23 protein-coding genes are annotated in these 22,541 nt (G+C 69.2%); 7 read left to right on the top strand and 16 right to left on the bottom strand.

Annotated elements, in window-relative coordinates:
- Positions 1 to 32 precede the first annotated feature (32 nt).
- From ACL03I_RS29365 to ACL03I_RS29345, 5 genes are all read right to left on the bottom strand, one after another.
- Positions 33 to 866: an ABC transporter permease gene (locus ACL03I_RS29365; protein ID WP_355071999.1), complete on the bottom strand. Its 834-nt coding sequence runs from the start codon at positions 864 to 866 to the stop codon at positions 33 to 35.
- A gap of 70 nt (positions 867 to 936) precedes the next feature.
- A complete protein-coding gene (locus tag ACL03I_RS29360; RefSeq protein ID WP_355072000.1) occupies positions 937 to 1,929 on the bottom strand; it encodes an ATP-binding cassette domain-containing protein in 993 nt (330 codons plus the stop codon).
- A gap of 189 nt (positions 1,930 to 2,118) precedes the next feature.
- Positions 2,119 to 3,279 (bottom strand): o-succinylbenzoate--CoA ligase, encoded by a 1,161-nt coding sequence (gene menE, locus ACL03I_RS29355; RefSeq protein ID WP_355072003.1) that lies wholly within the window; start codon positions 3,277 to 3,279, stop codon positions 2,119 to 2,121.
- A gap of 337 nt (positions 3,280 to 3,616) precedes the next feature.
- Positions 3,617 to 4,009, bottom strand: coding sequence for a VOC family protein (locus tag ACL03I_RS29350; RefSeq protein WP_355072004.1), 393 nt, complete (start codon positions 4,007 to 4,009; stop codon positions 3,617 to 3,619).
- Between the two features lies 1 nt (position 4,010).
- Positions 4,011 to 4,904 carry a 1,4-dihydroxy-2-naphthoyl-CoA synthase gene (locus tag ACL03I_RS29345; RefSeq protein WP_159841692.1) on the bottom strand — a complete coding sequence of 298 codons (894 nt, stop codon included), beginning with the start codon at positions 4,902 to 4,904 and terminating at the stop codon, positions 4,011 to 4,013.
- A gap of 187 nt (positions 4,905 to 5,091) precedes the next feature.
- On the opposite strand from ACL03I_RS29345, the gene ACL03I_RS29340 reads away from it, so the two are divergent.
- The 3 genes from ACL03I_RS29340 to menD all read left to right on the top strand — a co-directional run bounded on the left by ACL03I_RS29340 (position 5,092) and on the right by menD (position 8,075).
- Positions 5,092 to 5,748 (top strand): PaaI family thioesterase, encoded by a 657-nt coding sequence (locus tag ACL03I_RS29340; protein ID WP_355072005.1) that lies wholly within the window; start codon positions 5,092 to 5,094, stop codon positions 5,746 to 5,748.
- A 74-nt stretch (positions 5,749 to 5,822) separates the two neighbouring features.
- The gene (locus ACL03I_RS29335; protein WP_355072006.1) at positions 5,823 to 6,269 is read left to right on the top strand and encodes a DUF6918 family protein; all 447 of its coding nucleotides are present in this window, start codon (positions 5,823 to 5,825) and stop codon (positions 6,267 to 6,269) included.
- 162 nt (positions 6,270 to 6,431) lie between these two features.
- Positions 6,432 to 8,075 (top strand): 2-succinyl-5-enolpyruvyl-6-hydroxy-3-cyclohexene-1-carboxylic-acid synthase, encoded by a 1,644-nt coding sequence (gene menD, locus ACL03I_RS29330; protein WP_412807471.1) that lies wholly within the window; start codon positions 6,432 to 6,434, stop codon positions 8,073 to 8,075.
- A 5-nt stretch (positions 8,076 to 8,080) separates the two neighbouring features.
- On the opposite strand, the gene ACL03I_RS29325 is transcribed toward menD, so the two are convergent.
- Both ACL03I_RS29325 and ACL03I_RS29320 read right to left on the bottom strand, forming a co-directional pair.
- Positions 8,081 to 8,305, bottom strand: a complete 225-nt coding sequence (locus ACL03I_RS29325; RefSeq protein ID WP_355072009.1) for a hypothetical protein — start codon at positions 8,303 to 8,305, stop codon at positions 8,081 to 8,083.
- A 129-nt stretch (positions 8,306 to 8,434) separates the two neighbouring features.
- The gene (locus ACL03I_RS29320) at positions 8,435 to 8,683 is read right to left on the bottom strand and encodes a hypothetical protein (protein WP_412807470.1); all 249 of its coding nucleotides are present in this window, start codon (positions 8,681 to 8,683) and stop codon (positions 8,435 to 8,437) included.
- Positions 8,684 to 8,810: 127 nt separating this feature from the next.
- Here ACL03I_RS29320 and ACL03I_RS29315 point away from each other — a divergent pair, with 127 nt between their 5' ends.
- A complete protein-coding gene (locus tag ACL03I_RS29315; RefSeq protein ID WP_412807469.1) occupies positions 8,811 to 9,413 on the top strand; it encodes a TIGR03086 family metal-binding protein in 603 nt (200 codons plus the stop codon).
- Here ACL03I_RS29315 and ACL03I_RS29310 read toward each other — a convergent pair.
- Positions 9,410 to 10,030: a TetR/AcrR family transcriptional regulator gene (locus tag ACL03I_RS29310; protein ID WP_412807468.1), complete on the bottom strand. Its 621-nt coding sequence runs from the start codon at positions 10,028 to 10,030 to the stop codon at positions 9,410 to 9,412. The genes ACL03I_RS29315 and ACL03I_RS29310 overlap by 4 nt on opposite strands.
- Before the next feature lie 113 nt (positions 10,031 to 10,143).
- Here ACL03I_RS29310 and ACL03I_RS29305 point away from each other — a divergent pair, with 113 nt between their 5' ends.
- Entirely contained in the window at positions 10,144 to 11,178 is a 1,035-nt protein-coding gene (locus ACL03I_RS29305; RefSeq protein WP_412807501.1) for an aldo/keto reductase, read from the top strand.
- Between the two features lie 22 nt (positions 11,179 to 11,200).
- Here the strand turns inward: ACL03I_RS29305 and ACL03I_RS29300 are convergent, their stop codons facing one another.
- From ACL03I_RS29300 to ACL03I_RS29280, 5 genes are all read right to left on the bottom strand, one after another.
- A complete protein-coding gene (locus tag ACL03I_RS29300; RefSeq protein ID WP_412807467.1) occupies positions 11,201 to 11,551 on the bottom strand; it encodes a hypothetical protein in 351 nt (116 codons plus the stop codon).
- Positions 11,552 to 11,687: 136 nt separating this feature from the next.
- The gene (locus ACL03I_RS29295; protein ID WP_412807466.1) at positions 11,688 to 15,869 is read right to left on the bottom strand and encodes a molybdopterin-dependent oxidoreductase; all 4,182 of its coding nucleotides are present in this window, start codon (positions 15,867 to 15,869) and stop codon (positions 11,688 to 11,690) included.
- 102 nt (positions 15,870 to 15,971) lie between these two features.
- Entirely contained in the window at positions 15,972 to 16,676 is a 705-nt protein-coding gene (locus ACL03I_RS29290) for a demethylmenaquinone methyltransferase (RefSeq protein WP_355072019.1), read from the bottom strand.
- 74 nt (positions 16,677 to 16,750) lie between these two features.
- Positions 16,751 to 17,893, bottom strand: coding sequence for a glycosyltransferase family 4 protein (locus ACL03I_RS29285; protein WP_355072021.1), 1,143 nt, complete (start codon positions 17,891 to 17,893; stop codon positions 16,751 to 16,753).
- A gap of 109 nt (positions 17,894 to 18,002) precedes the next feature.
- A complete protein-coding gene (locus ACL03I_RS29280) occupies positions 18,003 to 18,476 on the bottom strand; it encodes a DUF3592 domain-containing protein (protein WP_355072023.1) in 474 nt (157 codons plus the stop codon).
- Between the two features lie 39 nt (positions 18,477 to 18,515).
- On the opposite strand from ACL03I_RS29280, the gene ACL03I_RS29275 reads away from it, so the two are divergent.
- A complete protein-coding gene (locus ACL03I_RS29275) occupies positions 18,516 to 19,022 on the top strand; it encodes a DUF2505 domain-containing protein (protein WP_355072025.1) in 507 nt (168 codons plus the stop codon).
- Positions 19,023 to 19,065: 43 nt separating this feature from the next.
- On the opposite strand, the gene ACL03I_RS29270 is transcribed toward ACL03I_RS29275, so the two are convergent.
- From ACL03I_RS29270 to ACL03I_RS29260, 3 genes are read right to left on the bottom strand one after another with little or no spacing between them, the layout of a single operon-like run.
- Positions 19,066 to 19,503: a VOC family protein gene (locus tag ACL03I_RS29270; RefSeq protein ID WP_412807465.1), complete on the bottom strand. Its 438-nt coding sequence runs from the start codon at positions 19,501 to 19,503 to the stop codon at positions 19,066 to 19,068.
- Positions 19,504 to 19,561: 58 nt separating this feature from the next.
- Complete coding sequence (locus ACL03I_RS29265) at positions 19,562 to 19,990, bottom strand: helix-turn-helix domain-containing protein (RefSeq protein ID WP_412807464.1); 429 nt, start codon at positions 19,988 to 19,990, stop codon at positions 19,562 to 19,564.
- 16 nt (positions 19,991 to 20,006) lie between these two features.
- A complete protein-coding gene (locus tag ACL03I_RS29260) occupies positions 20,007 to 21,275 on the bottom strand; it encodes a geranylgeranyl reductase family protein (protein ID WP_356962520.1) in 1,269 nt (422 codons plus the stop codon).
- A gap of 223 nt (positions 21,276 to 21,498) precedes the next feature.
- On the opposite strand from ACL03I_RS29260, the gene ACL03I_RS29255 reads away from it, so the two are divergent.
- Complete coding sequence (locus tag ACL03I_RS29255) at positions 21,499 to 22,539, top strand: polyprenyl synthetase family protein (RefSeq protein WP_355072144.1); 1,041 nt, start codon at positions 21,499 to 21,501, stop codon at positions 22,537 to 22,539.
- The last annotated feature ends 2 nt before the right edge of the window (positions 22,540 to 22,541 follow it).

The raw sequence follows: 22,541 nt of genomic DNA, 5'->3' as shown, positions 1-22,541 counted from the left end.
TGTCACCCGGCCCGCTGTGGTGCGGTGATCGGTCACGCGCGGCGCATGTACGCCTTGACCGTGAGCGGGGCGAAGATCGCGATGACGACCAGCGAGCCGATCAGCGACCAAGCCAGATCGCTGCCGAAGGCGGCGCCGTTCATCAACCCGCGGCACGTGTTCACCATGTAATACACCGGGTTCACGTGATTGAGGCCCTGCATCCAGCCCGGCATCGTGCTCACCAGCGCGAAGGCGCCGGACATGAAGGTCAGCGGGAACATGATCATCATCGAGATGCCCTGCACGCCCGCCGCGCTCTTGCCGGTGACCCCGACCAGCGCCCAGATCCAGCTGATCGCGAACGAGCAGAAGACGATGACCAGACCCGCCGCGACGACCCCGAGCACACCGCCCTCCGGGCGATAACCGATGGCGACGCCGACGACGATGGTGAGCACGGTGGCGAGGGCGTAGCGCACCATATCCGCCAGCAGAGCGCCGGCCAGCGCCGAGACGCGGGCGATCGGGAGGGATTTGAACCGGTCGAAGACGCCCTTGTCCATGTCCTCGCGCAACTGGGTGCCGGTGACGACCGAGGTGAGCACCACGGTCTGCACCAGGATGCCGGGAATCAGGACCGGCAGGTAGTCCTGCACGCTGCCGCCGATGGCGCCGCCGAAGATGTAGGCGAACAGGGCGGTGAACAGGATCGGCTGGATCGTCACGTCGAACAGCTGCTCGGGCTTGTGCTTGATCTTCAGCAGGCCGCGGTAGGCCATGGTGAACGAGTTCGCCGCCGCTTGGACGAGCGGAACGTGGTTGCTCACTTCGGGGATCTTCGTCGGCGCCGTTCGGCGCGTCTCGGTCGCGGTGATGGTGGTCATGGTCGTGCTCCTTCTCTGCGTGCGCGGGATCCGGCGTGGTCACGCATGCTGCTGCCTGCGGTCCGGACGCTCATGCCGCGCTTTTCGCGGAATCGTCGGTGGTGTCCTCGGCCGGGTGGCCGGTGATGGTGAGGAAGACCTCGTCCAGGCTCGGCTTGGTCACGGTGATCTCATCGATGCCGATCTCCCACTCGCGCAGGCGGATCAGCAGATCGGCGGTGACTCCGGCGTCGGTCAACGGCGCGGTGAGCCGCCCGGCCTCCGGGGTGATCTGCGCTTCGACGCCGAGGAAATCGCCGACGATGCGGCGCGCCTCGTCGAGCTGGCCGCGATCGACCAGCGTCAGATGCAGCGACGAACCGCCCACGGAGGCCTTCAGTTCGTCGGCCGTGCCGTCGGCGATCACCTTGCCGCGGTCGATCACCGCGATGCGATCGGCCAGTTGGTCGGCCTCGTCCAGGTATTGGGTGGTGAGCAGCACCGTCGCGCCTTCGCGGACGAGGCGGCGGATGGTCTCCCACATCTGGGCGCGGGTGCGCGGGTCGAGCCCGGTGGTCGGTTCGTCGAGGAACAGCAGCGGCGGCGTCGCGATGAGACTGGCCGCCAGGTCGAGGCGGCGTCGCATACCGCCGGAGAAGTGCCGCAGCGGCTTGTTCGCCGCCTCGGTGAGGTCGAATTCCTCCAGCAGCTCGGCCGCCTTGCGCCGGGCGTCGACGCGACTCAGGCCGAGCAGTCGGGAGAAGACGATCAGGTTCTCGGTGGCGCTCAGGTCCTCGTCGACCGAGGCGTACTGTCCCGTGACGCCGATGAGCGAGCGGACGGCCGTCGGCTCGGCGACCACGTCGTGGCCGAAGATGCGTCCGCTGCCGCCGTCCGGTCGCAACAGGGTCGCGAGCATCCGGATGGTCGTGGTCTTGCCTGCGCCGTTCGGTCCGAGCACGCCGTACACCGAGCCCTGCGGCACCGCCAGGCTCACGCCGTCGACGGCCCGCTGTTCCCCGAACACCTTGACCAGGCCGTCCGCCTCGACGGCGAGCGCTGAAGTTGGTGCGAAAGAAGTCATGTGGACAACTGTGGATGCCCGGACTTGCACGGCTCTTGCATCGTGCTGGCTTGATTTCCAGCGCCTGCGGCACTGGGTGTTCGCGGCCCCTTTGTGGCTCGCTCGAAAGACGGGGTTGGGGTGCGCTGGGCGCGTAAGTCTCGGAGTTCGGGAGAGCTTCGCCGGACGCGTGCGCTGCCCGGCGATCCGCTAGCGGGTCGACTCGGCCAAGAGGTATTCGCGCAGTTTGGCGCGGTCGGGCTTGCCGGGGCCGCGGAGCGGGAATTCGTCGAGGACGGCCAGTTCGCGGGGGGCCGCGATGGAGTCCAGTTCGGCGGAGACGTATTCGCGCAGCTCGGGGAGGCTGGGGGTGGCGCCTGGGGCGGGGATCACCGCGACCGCGACGCGCTGGCCGAGCCGTTCGTCGGGCAAGCCGAGGACGACCACCTCGCTGATGGCCGGGTGGTTGATCAGCACGGCCTCGACCACCTGCGGGATCACCAGCAGGCCGCCGGTCGTGATCGCCTCGTCCAGCCGCCCGGTGATGCTCAAGACGCCGTTGTCGAAGGTGCCCGCGTCCTCGGTGCGGAACCAGCCCGGCTCGGCGAAGGCGGGATGGTCGGGCTGATTGCGGTAGCCGGAGGCGATCATCGCGCCGCCCAGCACCACCCGGCCCTCTTCGATACGGACCTTCGTGCCCTCCAGCGGCACGCCGTCGTACACGCAGCCGCCGCAGGTCTCGCTCATGCCGTAGGTGCGCACCACGGTGATGCCCGCGGCGCGTGCGCGCTCGTAGACCGGCAGCGGAGTGGCCGCGCCGCCCACCAGCACACCGTCGAGCTCGGCCAGCGCGGTGGCGGCGACCGGCGACTCCAACGCTTTGATCAGCTGGGTCGGCACCAGGGCCGTGTAGCGCCGCTCCCCGCGCATACCCGAGATGGCGCCCGCCAAGGCCTCGGGCAGGAATCCGCCGGACACGTCGAGCACGGTGGGTTCGGTCCCCGCCAGGATGCTGCGCAACAGCACCTGGATACCGGCGATGTGATGGGTCGGCAGGGCCAGCAACCAGTTGCCGGGGCCGCCGAGCCGGTCGTGGGTAGCGGTGCCGCTGGCGCGCAGGGCCGACGAGCTGAGCATCGCGCCCTTCGGTATGCCCGTGGTGCCCGAGGTGGTCACCACCAGAGCGATGTCCTCGTCGATCGGCTCGCCCGGCGACAAAGCGTCGCTCAGGCGCCTCGCCTCGCGCCGATCGCTGGTGGGAATGGGGAGCCAGGCGGCCCCGTTACCTTCCAGCGCCTCCCGTAGGTGGGGCATGACGTCGCCGAGACCGGACCCGGTCGGCATCGGCAAGGTACGCAGTTTCTTGGTCATGCCATGCCTCGCCGTTCGCCCGGCTCGGTGGTGCCCAGAGCCGCTGTGCCCATGGCTCGCTCGCTGCACTCCCTCACGGTAGGGATCGTGTCATGCCCGCGCCGCCGCGTGCGGAACGGGTCGGTATGCCGGAGTGGCGCGCCCGTAGCGCGGCCATCCGGTCGGATCGGGGCTCAAGTGGGACAGGCATCGAGACTGCGATTCACTCGTCGGACGGGACACGGACACAGCCGGCCCGGACGTCGGCGGTCGGGTGGCCATCCGAGCGTTATCGTCCTCGCCGGTCGGCGCGTTGGCAACTCGGTGCGGCCCGCCGAACTACCGAATGGAACCGTTGCTACGACGCCTGCCAGCGGGAATCCCGCCGGATCGGATGGGCAGGCGGGACCTCCACCAGAACGATCGGCACACCGTCCGGATCGCGTATCCACATCTCGTGCAGACCCCACGGCTCCTCGACGGGGGCGCGATCGATCGCGATGCCCTTCAGCGCCAGTTCCACGGCGGCGGCGGAGACGTCGCGCACCTGGAGCCAGATCGCGCCCTCGAACGACGACGATTCTCCGGACCCGCCGTGCGCGGCCACCTCGATCAGCGACTGTCCCGCGAAGAAGACCGTGCCGCCCGGATACTCCCGCGCGATGGCCAGTTCCAGCCCGTCCCGGTAGAACGCGAGCGTGGCCTGGTAGTCGGCGGGCCGCAGGATGATCCGGCTGCTGAGGATGTCCATGTCAGAAGTACCAGGGGTAGGGGGTCCAGTCCGGCTTGCGTTTCTGCAGGAACGCGTCGCGGCCCTCGACGGCTTCGTCGGTCATGTAGGCCATCCTGGTCGCCTCGCCCGCGAAAAGTTGCTGGCCCACCAGTCCGTCGTCCAGCAAATTGAACGCGTACTTCAGCATGCGCTGCGCCTGCGGGGACTTGCCGTTGATGTCGGCGGTCCACTCCAGCGCGACGTCCTCCAGCTCCGCGTGGTCGACGACCTTGTTCACCGCGCCCATCTGGTGCATCTCCTCGGCGGTGTAGGGGCGGCCCAGGAAGAAGATCTCGCGGGCGAACTTCTGGCCGACCATCTTGGCCAGGTACGCGCTACCGTAGCCGCCGTCGAAGCTGCCCACGTCGGCGTCGGTCTGCTTGAACCGGGCGTGCTCGCGACTGGCCAAGGTCAGATCGCAGACCACGTGCAGGCTGTGACCTCCGCCCGCGGCCCAGCCGTTCACCAGCGCGATCACCACCTTCGGCATGAAACGGATCAACCGCTGCACCTCCAGGATGTGCAGGCGGCCCGCGCGGGCCTGGTCGACCGTGTCGGCCGTCTCGCCGCTGGCGTACTGGTATCCGCTGCGACCGCGGATGCGCTGGTCACCCCCGGAGCAGAAGGCCCAACCGCCGTCCTTGGGGCTGGGCCCGTTGCCGGTGAGCAGCACCGCGCCGACGTCCGGAGTCATCCGCGCGTGGTCGAGTGCCCGGTAGAGTTCGTCGACCGTGTGCGGGCGGAACGCGTTGCGCACCTCCGGCCGGTCGAACGCGACACGCACGGTGCCCTGCTCGATGTGCCGGTGATAGGTGATGTCGGTCAGGTTCTCGAATCCCGGAACGGGGCGCCACAGCTTCGGATTGAACGTCACCGGGCAATGCTAGGTCTCGCTTCGCCTGAAAGTCGTGGTCGGGCCCGGGAAGCGGCGACGACCCGGACTTGCGATCCAGCGGCGGCGGAGGCGAGCGGTGCGGTCGAGGCCCCGCGAACCCGGGCATTCGCGCGGGGTTGGCCGGACTTCGATTTGACGGTGTAAAACTACGCGTTACCGTGCAAGTATGAGCGAGCGAGTGAAACCGGTTATAGACCGGAGCGCGGTGGACGGATCCCGGTACGAGAAGCACGGCGGGTTTCCGAAGGTCACACCCGCGAAGGTCGGGCCGAACTTCGGCGGGTTCATCGAAGCCATGCGGACGTTGCAGGATCTCGCGGTGAGCGCGAACGCGCCGGACGATGTCTTCGGGGCCGCGCAGGCCAAAGCCCGCGAGCTGATCGACCTGCTCGAGCCCTACCGCGCCCCCGAGTTGCATGGGCCGGCGGGCCGCGCGGTCGAATTGCCCGGGCGGGGAAGCCTTCTGCTGTTGCCGTGGCGGGTGGTCGAGGCGGGGCCGGACGGCATCGAGATGACGGGTGTGTTCCGCCGGTTCCATCTCGGCGGCAACGGCGCCGCGCACGGCGGTGTGCTGCCGCTGCTGTTCGACGATCTGCTCGGCATGATCGTGCATTACGCCGGACGGCCGATCAGCCGCACCGCGTATCTTCACGTCAACTACCGCAAGATCACTCCGCTCGAGACGGAACTGACGGTTCGCGGACGGGTCGATCGGATCGAAGGGCGAAAAACTTTTATCACCGCCGAATTGCTCGATGAGCAGGGCGATCTCCTCGCGGACTGCGAAGGTCTCATGGTCGAGTTGCTACCGTGGCAGCCGTAGCCGGGTGAATGCTGGCGCGGGCACGTATAGTTGCCCTCGCTCGTTCATCGATACCGATCCGGAGGAACCTGAAAGTGGTTGCAGCACTGTCTGAATCCCTGCTCGACGACGCGAAGCGCCCGGCTTTCCTTGCCGATGCCGTCGAGGTTCTCGACGCCGAGGTGTCGGACAAGGGTGGTGCGTCCGGCCTGGCTGTGAAGGGTGGCTACGCGGCGGTCAAGAAGATCAGCCCGTCCATCGTGCCCGATGCGCTGGAGTCGTTGGCGCCCAAACTGGTCGCGCAGCTGGAGCCGTTCTGGCAGGAGTACACGGCGTCGGGCTCCGGCAAGTTCGCCGATCTGCTCGTCGCCAAGTCCGATGAGGTCGCCGAGGCGTTGCTCGCCGTCACCGACGCCCGGGCCGAGTCCTCCAGCCGCCCTGCCCTGCAGAAGGTCTACTCCTCGATGCGTTCCTCGGCGAAGAAGAACGTCATCGAGGCGCTGCCGCGGGTCGGCGACCTGATCCAGAAGCACGCTGGATGATTTTGTGACTCGCGTCCGAGCGACCGCCGCCGGCGACTTCGTCGCGTACGCGGCGGCACTCGGACGCGAGCCCGGCCGTGGATGGGCCCGTGTGCGACGACACAGTGTGATTGCGAGCCTCCCGGCGCGGACTTCTAGTTGACTGTCTGCCAGTCTGGAGGCGTGAACCCGTCTACAGCACAAGCGCAGGTCGTCGTCGACGAACTCGTGCGCGGGGGCGTGCGGGATGTCGTCCTGTGCCCCGGCTCCCGGAACGCTCCGCTGGCATTCGCCCTGCAAGCCGCCGATTCGGCCGGGAGATTGCGCCTGCACATGCGGATCGACGAGCGAACGGCGGGCTTCCTCGCCGTCGGGCTCGCGATCGCGAGCCGGCTCCCGGTCCCGGTCGTGATGACCTCGGGTACCGCGGTGGCCAATCTCGGGCCTGCCGTGCTGGAGGCGAACTACGCTCGGGTCCCGCTGGTGGTGCTCAGCGCGAACCGGCCATACGAGCTGCTCGGCTCCGGCGCCAACCAGACCGTCGAACAATTCGGCCTGTTCGGCAGCCAGGTTCGCGCCACCATCTCGCTCGGTCTCGCGGAGGAGGAGCCGGGCGACGCCGAGCATCCGCCCTACGGCCGGCAGAACAGCCAGTGGCGCTCGGCGGTCTGCCGAGTGCTTGCGGCGGCGCGCGGTACCCGCTCCGGCAACGCGGGCCCGGTGCACTTCGATGTCCCGCTGCGCGAGCCCTTGGTCCCCGACTTGAAACCGGGTGAGACGGCTCCGGCGGGCCGCGCGGGGGAGTGCGCCTGGACCGACACCCAATACGCCACCTTGGACGTGCCGCTCGATCTCGACCTCACGCCCGACACGGTCGTGATCTCCGGACACGGCGCAGGCTTGCGGCCGGAGCTGGCGAATCTGCCCACCGTCGCCGAACCCACCGCCCCCATGCACGGTCCCGCGCTGCATCCCCTCGTGCTGCCGCTGTTGCGGCCGACGCAGGCGATCATCACCGGCCGCCCGACCCTGCACCGGCAGGTATCGAAGGTGCTCGCCGACCCGGACGTCCGGGTCTACGCGCTGACCACCGGTCCGCGTTGGCCCGACGTGTCCGGCAACGTGGTCGGCACCGGTACCCGCGCCGTTACTGTCGGCGCACCCAGCGCGCAATGGCTCGAGCACTGCCGCGAACTGAACGCGAAAGCCGACCAAGTGGTGCGTGGCGCACTCGCGCGGCACCCCAAGCCGACGGGGCTGCACGTCGCCGCAGTCGTGATGGACGCGCTGCGCAACGGTGACCAACTCCTGCTCGGCGCCTCGAACCCGGTGCGAGACGCGGCGCTGGTGTCGCATCCGCGTCCGGGGATCAGGGTGCTGTCGAATCGCGGCGTAGCGGGTATCGACGGCACGGTGTCCACCGCGGTCGGCGCCGCTCTGCACCACGACGGGCGCACCATCGCCCTGATCGGTGACCTGACCTTCCTGCACGACGCGTCCGGCCTGCTGATCGGGCCAGGCGAACCGCGGCCCGCCGATCTGACCATCGTCGTCGCCAACGACGACGGCGGCGGCATCTTCGAACTGCTCGAGCAGGGCGACCCGCAATACGCGGGCGTGTTCGAGCGGGTCTTCGGCACCCCGCACGGCATGGATCTCGCCGCTTTGTGCGCCGCCTATCGCATTCCGCACCGGCAGGTCGATCCGCAGCAGCTGGCCGTCGAGCTGACCGGGCACGCCCATGGCATACGGGTGCTCGAGGTGGCCACCGAGCGGTCCAGCCTGCGGGAACTGCACGCGACGGTGCGGGCCAAGATCCAGCCCTGACCGGGTCAGTAGCCGGATTCGTCCTCGGGTTCGTCATCGATCGGGACCGCGATGGACTGTTCGATCACGTCCGCCGGGTTCGCCTCGAAGGTGTCGCGCTCCGGAGTCGCCCGTCCGACGGCTTCGTCCTGCTCGGGCTCGTCGGCGAGCACCGGCTCCTCCGGATACGCCGGAACGGACTGCTCGGCGAGATCGGCCTCCGGGATCGCGTCGGCAAGGGGGTCTGACATCGTGCGCTCCTCTCCGCGTAGGCCTCTCGATCGGCATACCCCTCGTGGCACGCCGCAATCGAGGCGGACGATCAACTCGGACTGCATCGAGGATGCCCGCGGTCCGGGCGTACGGCAAGCACCCGGCGCTCAGTGTTGTCGCGCTTCGCCCGCCCGCGCCGCCGTCGCGTCCGCGGGGTGTTCGACCAGCGCGAGCATGCGCCCGGCCATGAACCGCGCGGTCCGCACGGCCGACCCCGATCGCGTCACTTCGCTGACTTCGACCACGCCTCGCGCGATCCTCACCTCGACCCGCCTACCCGCTCGGGTAGCCGCGATCTCGTAACTGCGAGACCCGTCGCCGACGTCGACGACGATCTCAACCCGATCACCCTTCATCTTTCAATTATCCGCTTTTCCAGGGCTTTTCGCCGCTACGGGTTGATTGCGGAACGACTCGCCGCTCAATTTCGGCGTCTCGTCCCGTCTCTATTCCCGGAGACGTCCCACACCCCGAGGAGGCCCGATGAATCCCGAGTTCGATTTCGAGCCCGCGGCCGCCACTCTGGCGACCGTCGTCGACGGCATCGCCGACGACCAGCTCACGGCGCCGACACCGTGCGCCGACACCACGGTCCGCGATCTGCTCGCCCACGTAGTCGATCTGACCGAGGCATTCCGTCAGTCGGCGACCAAGGAGGCCGTCGGCGGATCCGTCGCGCCCGGCGCCCCTGCCGAGCGCGCCTTGGCGGAGGACTGGCGCGAGCGCATTCCGGCTCAGCTCGATGCCTTGGTGGCGGCGTGGCGGGAGCCGGCGGCCTGGGACGGCAACACGGAGGCGGGCGGGGTGAACGAGCCCGCCCCGGTGATGGCCAGGATCGCGCTGGACGAGGTCGTCGTGCACGGCTGGGATCTCGCGAAGGCCACCGGTCAGCCGTTTTCGTGTGCCGCCGAAGATCTGGCGACCTTGCTGGACATGCTGCGCGGCACACCCGCCGAAGGGGTGCCGGGTCTGTTCGGGCCGGTGGTGCCGGTCGCGCCCGATGCCACCGCCTTGGAGCGAGTCCTCGCTTTCACCGGTCGCCGCGCCGACTGGACCGCGGGTGACCGGGGAGCGGTGCTCGGCTAGTCGGCGGCGGACACGAACGTGCCCGCCCGTACGGCATCGACGGCGGCGCGGGCGGCGCGGTCCGCCACGATGTCATCGATCGGATCGCCGCTGGCGAGCAGCCGGTAGTACAGCGGCGCCGACACCGCGGACAGCACCGCGCGTGCGTCGGTGCGCTCGGGCGCTTCGCCGCGCGCGATGGCGGCCGCCACGCAGACCGACCATTCGGTGAGACGCACGTCGTAGAAGCGGCGCAGGGCGGCTGCGGTGGACTCGTCGCAGGTGGCGGCCGCGATCACGGCGCGGAAGAGCCTGCCTTGGCGAGGATCGGACAGGGTTTTCGCGACCAGGCGGGCATTGGCGGTGAGGTCGCCGAGGAGCGAGCCGGTGTCGGCGTGCGGCAGCGACTGCTCGGCCATGTCGACCAACAGGTCCGCGATCAGGCCGGTGGGTGTGCGCCAGCGGCGGTAGACGGTGGTCTTGCCGACTTCGGCGCGTGTGGCGACTTCGGCGAGGTCCAAGTTGGCGAAGCCGCGTTCGGTCAGCAGGTCGCCCGCGGCTCGCAGTACGGCCGCGCGGACCCGGGCGGTCCGTCCGCCGGGCCGGACGGAGCCGGGGGTCACGTCATCCATGACCATAACGGTACTCCAGTTTCATTTACGCGCGAAGGGGTGTACCGTCCGAAGCGTTAATGGAACAACAGACCCTTTAGGAGGGTGGTCCAGTGAACGTTCGGACGGTTGAGACGCAAATGGAGTACCGGCGGCTCGGCGCGTCGGGTCTGCACGTCCCGGCATTGAGCTTCGGCGCGGGCACCTTCGGCGGTCGCGGCGAGCTGTTCGGAGCATGGGGCGATACCGATGCCCACCAGGCGCGACGGCTGGTCGACATCAGTTTGGACGCAGGCGTGACCATGTTCGACACCGCCGATGTCTATTCCGACGGTGCCTCCGAAGAAGTGCTCGGCGCCGCCGTGAAGGGCAGACGCGATCGGGTGCTGCTGTCCACCAAGGCGACGCTGCCGACCGGACCGGGTCCGCGGGACGCCGGTTCCGGCCGGGCCAGGTTGATCGGTGCGGTGGAGGGATCGCTGCGCAGGCTGGGCACCGACTACATCGATCTGTTCCAGCTGCACGCCTTCGACGCGGGCACGCCGGTCGAGGAAGTCGTCGCCGCGCTGGACGATCTGGTGCGCGCGGGCAAGATCCGCTATGTCGGCGCGTCCAACTTCGCGGGGTGGCAGTTGATGAAATCCCTTGCCGCGGCGGATCGCAACGGGCTGACCAGGTACGTCGCGCACCAGGTCTACTACTCGCTGGTCGGGCGGGACTACGAATGGGAGCTCATGCCGCTCGGCCGCGACCAGGGCGTAGGCGCGGTGGTCTGGAGTCCGCTCGGCTGGGGCAGGCTCACCGGCAAGATCCGCCGCGGACAACCGCTTCCGGAAGGTAGCCGCCTGCACCGGACCGCCGAGGCAGGCCCTCCGGTGGACGACGCGAAGCTCTACGACGTGGTCGACGTCCTCGACGAGCTGGCCGTCGAAACCGGCAGGACGGTCCCGCAGATCGCGCTCAATTGGCTGCTGCGCCGCCCCACCGTCGCGACGGTCATCGTCGGCGCCCGCAACGAGGAGCAACTGCGCCAGAACCTCGGCGCGATCGGCTGGGAACTCGACGCCGACCAGATCGCCCGCCTGGACAAAGCCAGCGCCACCACCCCGCCCTACCCCTACTACCCGTACTACCGCCTCCCGGACTTCACCCGGCTCAACCCGCCCGCGGTGTGAGCAAGTATTCGACGGCGGGCGGTCAGCACCCTCGGATCGGCGTCGCGGTGAAGCCGAACTTGCCGATCGTGATCACGGCCGGACCGTCGATGCGGTCCAGGGCGTATATCGCCTCGCCGAGGTGGGTGGACATCAGGACCATCCACCAGTCCCACGAAGTTGTGGCGCTGCCTCGTGAACCGTCCTGCGCGATACGCCGGTAGTACGCGAGCAGCGTGTCGGGCGAGAACCGCATGGCGATCGGCGGAGTCAGCGCCGCCTCGTTGCGTTCGACAATGTGTGGGACGCCATGCAATACCTGGATTTTCAAGCCTTCCCACGTCCCGGCTCGAACGATGGAGTCCGTCAGTTCGTCGTGTGTCGGATCTTCCATGGCAGCCTCGTCCCCCGGCGGTCGGTGACGGTCGCTTCGAACCCGTCGTGTTTCTTGACGGAGCGGAGTGCGACCGCGCTCCATGGTGTGATGTAGATCACTGAATCGGGCGCTGTGGGCCCGGCGATACGGTCGGTCAGTACACGTCGCGGACGTAGCGCTTCTCGGCGATGAGTTGCTTCTTGAAGGCCAGTGCGCCGTCCTCGTCGAGTTTGCCGTGGATGCGGGCGATTCGCAGGAGCGCGTCGTCGACGTCCTTGGCCATGCGGCTGGCGTCGCCGCAGACGTAGAAGTGGGCGCCGTCGCGCAGCCAGGACCACAGCTCGGCGCCGTGCTCGATCATGCGGTGCTGCACGTAGATCCGTTCGCGCTGGTCTCGGGAGAAGGCCAGGTCGAGCCGGGTCAGGAAGCCGGAACGGAACATGTCCTCCAGCTCGGTGCGGTAGTAGAAATTGTGCGCCGCGTGCTGATCGCCGAAGAACAGCCAGTTGCGTCCGGTGCAGCCGAGGGCCCTGCGCTCCTGAAGAAATCCGCGGAAGGGGGCGATGCCGGTGCCGGGGCCCACCATGATCATCGGCGCGGTCGGGTCGGCCGGAGGACGGAAATGCGGTGCGCGCTGCAGGAAGATCGGCACCGCCGTGTCGGTGAGGTCGGCGCGATCGGCGAGGAAGGTCGAGCAAACGCCGCCGCGCCGCGCCGCCGAGCCGGTGGCCGCCGGGTCGCCGTAGCGCACGATGCCGACGGTCAGCTCTACTTCATCCGGGCTGACCCGCGGACTCGACGAGATCGAATACTGGCGCGGCTGCAGTTTTTTCAGGGTGCCGAGCCACTCCACCAGATCGGCCCGCACAGGGAAATCGCGCAGCACGTCGACGGCCTGCCGATCCCACAGGTAGTTCGCCAGCTCGTTGCGATTGTCTCGGCGCAGCAGTTTGGCGAGTTTGCCGCTGGCGTTGCGCTCGGCGAGGAAGCCGAGCAGATCCTGACCGACCTTGGTGATGTCGAAGTGCGTGCGCAGCGCGTCGGCCAGGGGAACTTCGCGCTCGTCGACTTCCACGACGCGGCGACCGTCCAGCCCGGTGGCGGATAGCCATTCGCTGACCAGAGCGGTGCTGTTCACCGGCCAGACGCCCAGCGAATCGCCCACTTCGTACGCGGCGTCCAAGCCGCGCAGATCGAACGCGAAGCGGCGCACCTCCTTCGGTGATCCCGCGGCGGAGAGCAACTCGTTGCGCACCAGTGCGGCACGCAGCGGCGCGGCCCGGGTGAACGGTGCGGTGCGGGTGCGACCGAGTGCCGGGGCCATGCTCGGCGACTCCACCGTGGCCACCCCGCCGCCACGGGGCGTGGGTCGGCTCGGCGCGGCCGCACCGGTCACCGGCGAATCGGCGGGGTCCTCGGCCGGGCCGTCGCCCAAGGCGGCGAGCACGTCATCGAGCCAGCGCTGTGCCGCGTCTTGGTAGTCGGGTTCACTGTCGACGCGCGGGAGCAATCGGGTCGCGCCCAGTTCGGCGAATTTCTGGTCGAGTTTGCGACCGTAACCGCAGAAGTCGTCATAGGAGGAGTCGCCGAGCGCGAACACGGCGTAACGCACACCGGTCAGCCGCACGACGCTGTCGGCCAGCCGATCCCAGAAATCGGCTCCGTTGTCCGGCGGCCCTCCGTCGCCGAACGTGCTGCTGACCACCAGCACGTCGCCCTGGAGCGCACCCGGATCGCAGGAGTCCAGGTCCGATAGGCGCGGTGTGAATTCGTGCTCGGCGAGATGTGCCGCGACGGCGGCGGCGAACTCTTCGGCGTTGCCGGTCTGCGATGCCCACAGCACGGTGACCGTGCGGGCGGCGGCGCCCGTGTCCGTCGTGGGCGCCGCACTACGCGAATACATCCCGGCCAGCAGCCCGTCGACCCACAGCCTGGTGTGCGCGGACATCGGCGCCGTCTCCGGAAGCACCGGCTGACCGGTCACCGGAAGCGCTTGCAGCGCCGCCAGATAGCCGCTGAGGTAGATCCGCTCGGTCTCGCTGAGCGTGGGGGCGGTGCCGCTGTCGAGGCCGAGCACGGCGGCCAGCGGGTGCGCCGCCTGAGCCGCGGGCAGCGCGGCGGGAGCCTGCGGCCGCGGCACGGAAGCCACCCGGCGTAGCGCCACCGCGCAGGCCTTGAACTCCGGTTGCAGCGAGGCCGGATCGACCGCGTCGTTGGTGACCGCGTTGATGGTCAGGTATTCGCCTTGCTCGTCGTTCCAGTGGAACGGCACGAAGCAGTCGCCCTGCCGCACCCGGTCGCTGACCTGCACCGGCAGCACCGCACGGCCACGGCGGGAGGCGATCTCGAGCTGGTCGCCCGTGCGCAGACCGAGCCGCTCGGCGTCGGCCGGATGCACCTCGACGAACGGCGTGCCGTTCAGCTTGGTCAGTTTGTCGATCTTGCCGGTCTTGGTCATCGTGTGCCACTGATGTTGCAGGCGACCGGTGTTCAGCAGGAACGGGTAGTCGTCGTCGGGCATCTCCTCCGGCAGCAGGTGTGGCCGGGGCCAGAACACCGCGCGGCGGCTCGGCGTGGCGAAGGCCAGCCGGGGCCGGTGGCCGTTCTCGTCGATGAACAGCGTCTGGCTGACGCCGTCGTTGACGTAACGGATCGGGTTGCGCCTGCGGTCCGGCTCCGCGCACGGCCACTGCATCGGCCCTTCGCGCAGCGCCGCATAGGTCACGCCGCGCAGGTCGTAGCCGGTGGCGGGATTCGCGAACCGCTTGATCTCGTCGAACACCTCGGCGCTGGAGGCGAAGTCGAAGCCGGGGAATCCCATGGCGGTGGCGACGTCGGCGATGATCCGCCAGTCCGGCCGCGCGTCGCCGATGGGCGGGACCGACTGCTGCAGCAGGGTGAGGTTGCGTTCGGAATTCACCATCACCGCGTCGGCTTCCGCCCACAGCGTGGCGGGGAGCAGCAGGTCGGCGTAGGCGTTGGTCGCGGTCTCGGTGTAGGCGTCCTGGGCGATCACCAGTTCGGCCGCCTCCAACCCCGCGATCACGGTCTTCCGGTTCGACACCGTGGCGACGGGGTTGGTGCAGATGATCCAGGCCGCTTTGATCGTTCCTTCGGCCAGTTCACGGAACATCTCCACCGTGCCGGGCCCGGCTTCGGTGCGCAGGGTGCCGGGCGCCAGTTCCCACGCGGTCTCCACGAACGTGCGGTCCTCGGCGGAGAGCAGGCTGCGCTGGCCGGGCAGGCCGGGGCCCATGTACCCCATCTCGCGCCCGCCCATCGCGTTCGGCTGCCCGGTGAGCGAGAACGGCCCGCTGCCGGGACGGCAGATCGCGCCGGTGGCCAGGTGCAGGTTGCACAGCGCGTTGGTGTTCCAGGTGCCGTGTGTGGACTGGTTGAGTCCCATCGTCCACAGCGACATCCACTCGCCCGCCGCGCCGATCCATTCGGCCGCGGTCCGGATGTCGGCCTCGGCCAGTCCGGTGATCTCGGCCACGCGCTCGGGGGGATAGTCGGCCAGGAACTCCGGCATCGCGTCCCAGCCCTCGGTGTGCTCGGCGATGAACTCCGCGTCGATGTGGCCGCCTGCGACCAGCAGGTGCAGCAACCCGTTGAGCAGCGCGAGATCCGTGCCGGGCGCGATTTGCAGGAACAGGTCGGCGCGTGCGGCGGTCTCGGTGCGGCGCGGGTCGACCACGATGAGCTTCGCGCCCGTCTTCAGGCGATCGGCCATGCGGAGAAAAAGGATGGGGTGGCAGTCGGCCATGTTCGCGCCGATGACGAAGAACAGGTCCGCGTGCTCGAAGTCGTCGTAGGAGCCGGGCGGCCCGTCCGCGCCGAGCGACTGCTTGTACCCGGTGCCCGCGCTGGCCATGCACAGCCGCGAGTTCGCCTCGATGTGCACCGTGCGCAGATAACCCTTGGCGAGTTTGGTCGCGAGGTACTGCGCCTCCAGCGACATCTGCCCGGAGACATACAGCGCGATCGCGTCCGGACCGTGTTCGTCGAGAATCGCGCGCAACCGAGTGGCCGCCTCGTGGACGGCCTCGTCGACGGGGAACGGCACCGGAACCTGGCCGCGCTCGAAGCGCCGGTAGGCGGTCTCCATCCGTCCGGGAGTGCGCATCAACTCCGCGTGGGTCGCCCCCTTGGTGCACAGCCTGCCGGCGTTCGCCGGATGCAGTTTGTCACCGCTGACCTTGGCGATCACCGGCTTGCCCGCGCCGTCGGCGGCCGTCGACACCGTTATCCCGCAGCCGACGCCGCAGTACGAGCACGCCGTTCGGGCGGTGCCGTCGCCGCGGCCGGTCACTGGATCGGTCATGTCTCCGATCATGCGGACCGCCGATTGCGCCGGATTTACCTCGCGTTATCGCCAGGTGACATTCCTCCTCACCGCTCCCGGATCGGTCGGTGAGGTGTGATCCAGATCTCCGGCTCAGTCCAGCTTGTAGGCGCGGTGCAGGGCCACCACGCCCCCGGTGAGGTTGCGCCACTTCACCGACGACCACCCGTTCGCCGCGATCCGCATCGCCAGCCTGCGCTGATTGGGCCACTCCGTGATCGATTCGGCCAGGTAGACGTAGGCTTCGGGATTACTGCTGACCACGCGCGCCACCTTGGGCAGCGCTTTCATCAGGTACTCCAGGTACACCGTGCGGAACACCGGCAGCACCGGCGCGGAGAACTCGCACACCACCAGCCTGCCGCCGGGCTTGGTGACCCGCAGCATCTCGCGCAGGGCGAGGTCGGTGTCGGCCACGTTGCGCAGCCCGAAGGAGATGGTCACCGCGTCGAAGGAGTCGTCGGCGAACGGCAGCGCCATCGCGTCGGCCGCCACCATCGGCACGTCGCGGAACCGGCCCGCGCTGAGCATGCCCTTGGAGAAGTCGGCTGCGAGGCACCACGCGCCGGATTTCTGCAATTCCAGGGTGGATACACCGGTGCCCGCCGCGAGATCGAGCAGCCGCTCGCCCGGCCGTGCCGCCAGCGCCTTGCGGGTCGCCCAGCGCCAATAGCGATCCTGTCCGGCGGAGATCACCGTGTTGGTCAGGTCGTAGCGCCGGGCGACGCCATCGAACATCGCCGCGACTTCGCGCGGCTGCTTGTCCAACGAGGCCCGGTTCGATTGCGTTTTCGGCACGGGAAGACCCTAACTCGCGGTCTGTTACGAACCGAGCGCGGCGCGTGGATACCTCCGTCACGCTTCGGCCGGGTTCATGCCGTATGCGGCAACCGAATCCGCGCGCCGGTCACTTCCGTGTAGTGGCCCATCAACTCGGTGCAGATGGCGGGCCAAGTCCGCGACAGCACCGACTTCCGCGCCGCCCCGGCGAACCGGGTCCGCAGCTCCGGATCGTGCAGCGCCCCGACAGCGCTGGGCAGCAACTCGCCGAACCGGTCCACCGGAAGCAGATAGCCGTTGCGGCAGTGGGCGATCAGGTCGCGGGGACCGCCCGCGTCGGGACCGATCACCGGGACACCGGAGGCCAGCGCCTCCTGCACGCCCTGGCAGAACGTCTCGTGTTCGCCCGCGTGCACCATGACGTCCAGACTGGCGTACGCCCGCGCCAGCTCGCCGCCGCCGAGTTCGCCGGTGAACACCGCGGTCGGCATCAGCCGGGCCAGCCGCTGACGCTCCGGCCCGTCGCCGACGATCACCAGCTGGATGTCCGGGTCGGCGGCCAGCACCGCGAGCCGCTCGACGTGCTTCTCCGGCGCGAGTCGCCCCACGAAGCCCACCAGCAGGCGGTCCCGGCCCGCGAGCCAGGCGTCCCGCAGTTCGGCGGAGCGGGCGCTCGGCGTGAACCGCGCGATGTCGACGCCGCGCCCCCACCGGTGCACGCGCGGGATGCCGTGCCTGGCCAGGTCCTCGGCGGCGGCCCGGGACGGGGCGAGCGTGCGGGTGGCGCCCTCGTGGATGCGCCGGGTCCAGCCCCAGGCGGCACGGCTCGCCAGCCCGAGCCCGTAACTCTTGGCGAAGCCGGCCACGTCGGTCTGATACACCGCGACAGTGGGCAGATCCAGCCGCAATGCCGCGCCGAGGCCGCCGGCGCCGAGCAGGAACGGAGAGGCCAGGTGAACCACCTCGGCGTCGAAGTCCTCGATGGCCGAGACGATGCCCGGCTGGGGCAGCCCGACCGGCAGCGAACTGACCTTCGGGACCATGACCGCGGGTACCCGGTGGACCGGGAAACGCTCGTAGTGGCGCGGTGCGGCGGGCTGTCCGCGGGGGGTGTCCGGCGCGATGATCAGCGCTTCGTGCCCGTTCCGGTCCAGGTGGTCGAGCACCCGCAGCACCGAGTTGACGACACCGTTCATGTTCGGCAGGAACGACTCCGCGACGATCGCTACACGCACGCTCCCAGCGTGACCGCTACACCGCGCCACGCCGCCACGCCGAAGTGAAGCGCACGGAAAGATCCGGCGAACTATCGGAACCCCGACCGCTTTCCCGGTGACGCGGATCTCAGGCCTGCGGGGCGGGCCTGACCACCGGCGCGGGACCGCGCCTACCCGCGCGGAAAAGCAACCACAGCGCGGGCAGCGCGAGCAGCCACACCACGACGATCACCGACAACGCGGGCGGAACGGCGACGCGCACGTCACGGCCCTCCACCCGCACCAGGTCCGGGTCGCTGCGGCGGTACTCCACACGAATCCGCTCGCCCGCGGTCAAGTTGGTCGGATAGAGCACGCCGACCTTCGGATTGTGTGTCTCGCCGTCCGGTGTGACGTACATGACCGCCGAGCGCAGCCGTCCCGCCGAGAGCACCTCGGCCGTGGTGCTGCCCTTGTCCGAGCTGATCAGATAATCGTTGCGCCACGCGGCCAGCACCAGCAGCCCGACGAGCACGCTCACCGCCGTCGCGGCGATCAACACGCCGATCCTGGCCCGTCGCAGGCGGATCGGCCGCCTGGTGAACTGGCTGGTTTCCGACACCGCCACAGGCTACCGATCGGCTCGGCTACGGTGGCGGCCATGTCCCGAAAATTCAGCTTCACCGTGCCGTACACAGTCCCGGTCGAAGATCTCCACCGGGCACTCATCACCGACGACGTCTGGCGGTCCCGCTTCGCCGAGGCGGAGACGGCGACAGTCGACCTGTCGCATCCCGACGGCGCGGGCACCATTCGCATCCATATGACCGAGAAGGCTCCCGAGGACAAGGTGCCAGCGCTGGTCCGCAAGGTGCTCAGGAGCGAACTCACCTTCTCCCGCACCGACAACTGGCAGCCGCTGGTCGGCGAGGTCGCCAAAGGCACCTTCGAGGTCTCCACCGGCGGCATCAACACCGCGATGTCGGGGTCCTACGAGATCCGTTCCACCGCGGAAGGTTCCGAGATCGAGGTCGTCGGCACCGTGCGGGTGAAGGTTCTCGTGGTCGGCGGCGCGATCGAGCCACTCGCCGAGCAGTTGCTCCACCGAGTGCTGAAGGGCGAGCGCAAAAGCATCGAGGACTGGCTGTCCGCCGAGTCGACCGCGTGAGTGCGCGCGTTGCCCCAGCGCGCCGGGGCAACGCCGTCGCGGCCTAGGCGAAGTCCTGCGGCGAGAACTCCTTCTGCTCCACCAGGACCAGCCAGTTTCCCGAATTGTCCCGGATGATCGCCTCGGTCCCGTAGGGCCGTTCGGCGGGCGGCTGCACGAACTCCACCCCTTTGGCGGTGAGTTCCTCGAAGGTCTTCTGGCAGTTCTCGGTCCGCAGGCCGAGCGAGCCGTGCGTGCCGTTGGCCAGCGCCCGCCGGACGGCGTCGGCGTAGTTCTCGTCCAGCGGCGGGCCGGGAAGCATCAGCGTGATCTCCAGCTCGGGGTGCGCGGGATGCGCGACGGTGACCCAGCGGAAACCGTTGTCGCCCATCGTGACATCGCTGGTCTCGATGAAGCCGAGCTTGTCGACGTACCACTCTTTCGCGGCGGTTTGGTCCGTCACGTACACCGTCACCAGGGAAACGTTCGTAATCGTCGTCATGCGGTCCACGCTATGGCGGGCGCGGGGCCACCGGCTTCTCCGAAATTGCGCCGTTCGGTCAGCATGGCGGCTTGCGGTCGGAGAGCCCGTGCATGAAAACGAAACAGCCGGGGATACGCGGAGCGCCGTCGGCGAACTTCGCCTGGTATTCCGACGGCGTGACCCCGACCAACTGCCGGAACTTGCTGCTGAACGAGCCGAGGCTGCTGTAGCCGACCAGCATGCACACCTCGGTGACCGTCAGATTGGTCGAGCGCAGCAGGTCCTGGGCGCGTTCGATGCGCCGCTCGGCCAGGTACACGGCGGGGGTGCGGCCGTAGACCGCGGCGAACGCGCGCAGGAAGTGGTATTTCGACACCCCGGCGGCCGCCGCCAGTTCCTCCAGATGCAGCGGGTCGGCGTAATGGCGGTCCGCGAGGTCCCTGGCCCGGCGCAGATGCGGGAGCAGATACAGCGCGGGCAAGCCGCGCGCTCGTTGTCCGCCCATCGCGCCGCCCTCGTCCCTAAGCGAACGGCGGACGCTCGTCGAAGCGCAGCGATGCCCGGCCCGCCATCCGCCACGCCCGCGCGGTCAGGTCGACGTCCTCGTCGGTCACCAGATTGCCCATCACCCGGACCGCGGTGCGCTGCAAGTACTTCGACCGCATCACCGGAGGACCGCCCAGCGGCACCATGCGCGGGTGCGTGGCCAGGCCCGCGATCCGCCGGGCGACCGAGAACGTGCGTCCGTAGCGGGCGCGCAGGGTCTGCGGCCAGATCGCGGTGAAGTCGGGCTCGTCCAGCAGGCCGGCCAGCATGTGGCCGCCCTCCAAGCCGTAATCGATGCCTTCGCCGTTCAGCGGGTTCACACACCCCGCCGCGTCGCCGATCAGCACCCAGTTGCGCCCCGCGACGTTCGAGACCGCCCCGCCCATCGGCAGCAGGGCCGAGGCGACCGCGCGCAGCGAGCCCTCGAATTGCCATTCCTCGGTGCGCAGCGCGGTGTAGTGCGCCAAGAGCGGCTTCAACGCGATGTGCGAGGGGCGACGTTCCGTGGCCAGCGACCCCACACCGATGTTCACCTCGCCATTGCCGAGCGGGAACACCCAGCCGTAGCCGGGAACCAGTTCGCCGGAGGCGTCGCGCAACTCCAGATGCGAGGTGATCCACTGGTCGTCGCTGCGGCCGGACTTGATGTAGGCCCGCGCGGCGGTGCCGTAGGCGTACTGCCGATGCCAGACGCGGCCGAGCAGCCGCCCGATCGGCGAACGCACCCCGTCGGCGACCACCAGCGTCCGGCAGGCGATGGTGCGCGTGCCGCCCGCCGTACGCACCGTCACACCCGTGACCCGGTCACCCTCCCGGGTGACATCCATTACCTTCGTCCCGTCCACCATGCGCGCGCCCGACTTCACCGCCGTCTCGCGCAACTTGTCGTCGAGTTCGGTTCGGGGAACCGCGCTTCCGTACGTGGGGAAGGAACCGCCCGGCCAGTTCAGCAGCGCTTCGCGGCCGAAGCCGGTCATCCGGAGGCCGTGGTTGACGACGTGCGCGCGCACCCACTCGCCGAGCCCCAGCTGCTCCAATTCGGCGGTCGCACGCGGGGTGAGCCCGTCACCGCAGGTCTTGTCCCTGGGAAAAACGGCGGAATCGACGAGCACTACGTCGCGTCCGGCCCGCGCCGCCCAGGCCGCCGACGCCGATCCGGCCGGGCCCGCGCCGACGACCAGCACCTCGGCCCGGCTGGGCAACGCGTCCTCGTCGGGCGCGGGACTCGCTTCCGGTGAACCCATGCGGTCCATACTCGCAGGGCAGTCTCGCCGATGTCGACGGCGGTCGCGCTCGCGTCGTGGACGGTCACCATCGAGGCGGTGCGGCAGTGGACGATCCGCCACAGAGTGACGGTGTTCATGGGCCATCCGGCGGGGACACGCTAGGTTCTCTACCGTGGGGTCGGACGCATCGCTGGGAGAAGGAATGAGCACATCGGCCATGAGCGAGCGCAGCGAGCGAATCATGGACACGGCGCACGGCGGGCACAGCGAAGCCGGGAGCGACGCGGGCACGGTCGTGGCCGGGGTCGATCTCGGTGACGTCGGGCTGGCCGACACCGTGCGCAACGGCTTGGCGGACGTGGAGAGACTCCTCGTCGACGAGCTGTCCGACGGCGCGGAATTCCTCCAGGAGGCGGCGCTGCACCTGGCCAAGGCCGGCGGCAAGCGATTCCGTCCGCTCTTCACCATCCTCACCGGACAGCTCGGCCCGCGCCCCGCCGATCCCGCTCTGGTCACCGCGGGCACCGTCGTCGAACTCGTGCACCTGGCGACGCTGTACCACGACGACGTGATGGACGAGGCCCCGATGCGCCGCGGCGCGCCGAGCGTCAACTCGCGGTGGGGGAACAACATCGCGATCCTCGCGGGCGACTACTTGTTCGCGCACGCGTCCCGGCTCACCTCCACCCTCGGTCCCGACGCGGTGCGCATCATCGCCGAGACCTTCGCCGAACTCGTCACCGGTCAGATGCGCGAGACCATGGGCGCCCGCGAATCCCAGGACCCCGTCGAGCACTATCTGCGCGTGGTGTGGGAGAAGACCGGTTCGCTCATCGCCGCCGCAGGCCGCTTCGGCGGCACCTTCTCGGGTGCGGATGCCGAGCACGTCGAGCGACTGGCCCGCCTCGGCGACGCGGTCGGCACCGCCTTCCAGATCTCCGACGACATCATCGACATCTCCTCCGCCTCCGAGCAGTCCGGCAAGACCCCTGGCACCGACCTGCGTGAAGGTGTGCACACGCTGCCGGTGCTGTACGCGCTGCGCGAGGAGGGCGTCGACGGCGACCGGCTGCGCAAGCTACTCGCGCGTCCGCTGGAGACCGACGACGAGGTGAAAGAGGCGCTCGACCTGCTCGCCGACTCCCGCGGCATGGCGCTGGCCAAGGAGAAGCTCCAGGGCTACGCCGACCTCGCCTACGCCGAGCTGTCCGCCCTGCCCGGCGGCCCCGCGAACGACGCGCTCGAGCGGCTGGTCCGCTACACCATCGAACGCGTGGGTTGAGT

It is taken from the genome of Nocardia sichangensis, from assembly GCF_047200615.1.
Lineage (GTDB): Bacteria > Actinomycetota > Actinomycetes > Mycobacteriales > Mycobacteriaceae > Nocardia > Nocardia sichangensis.
This window is presented reverse-complemented; position numbering and strand designations above follow the sequence as displayed.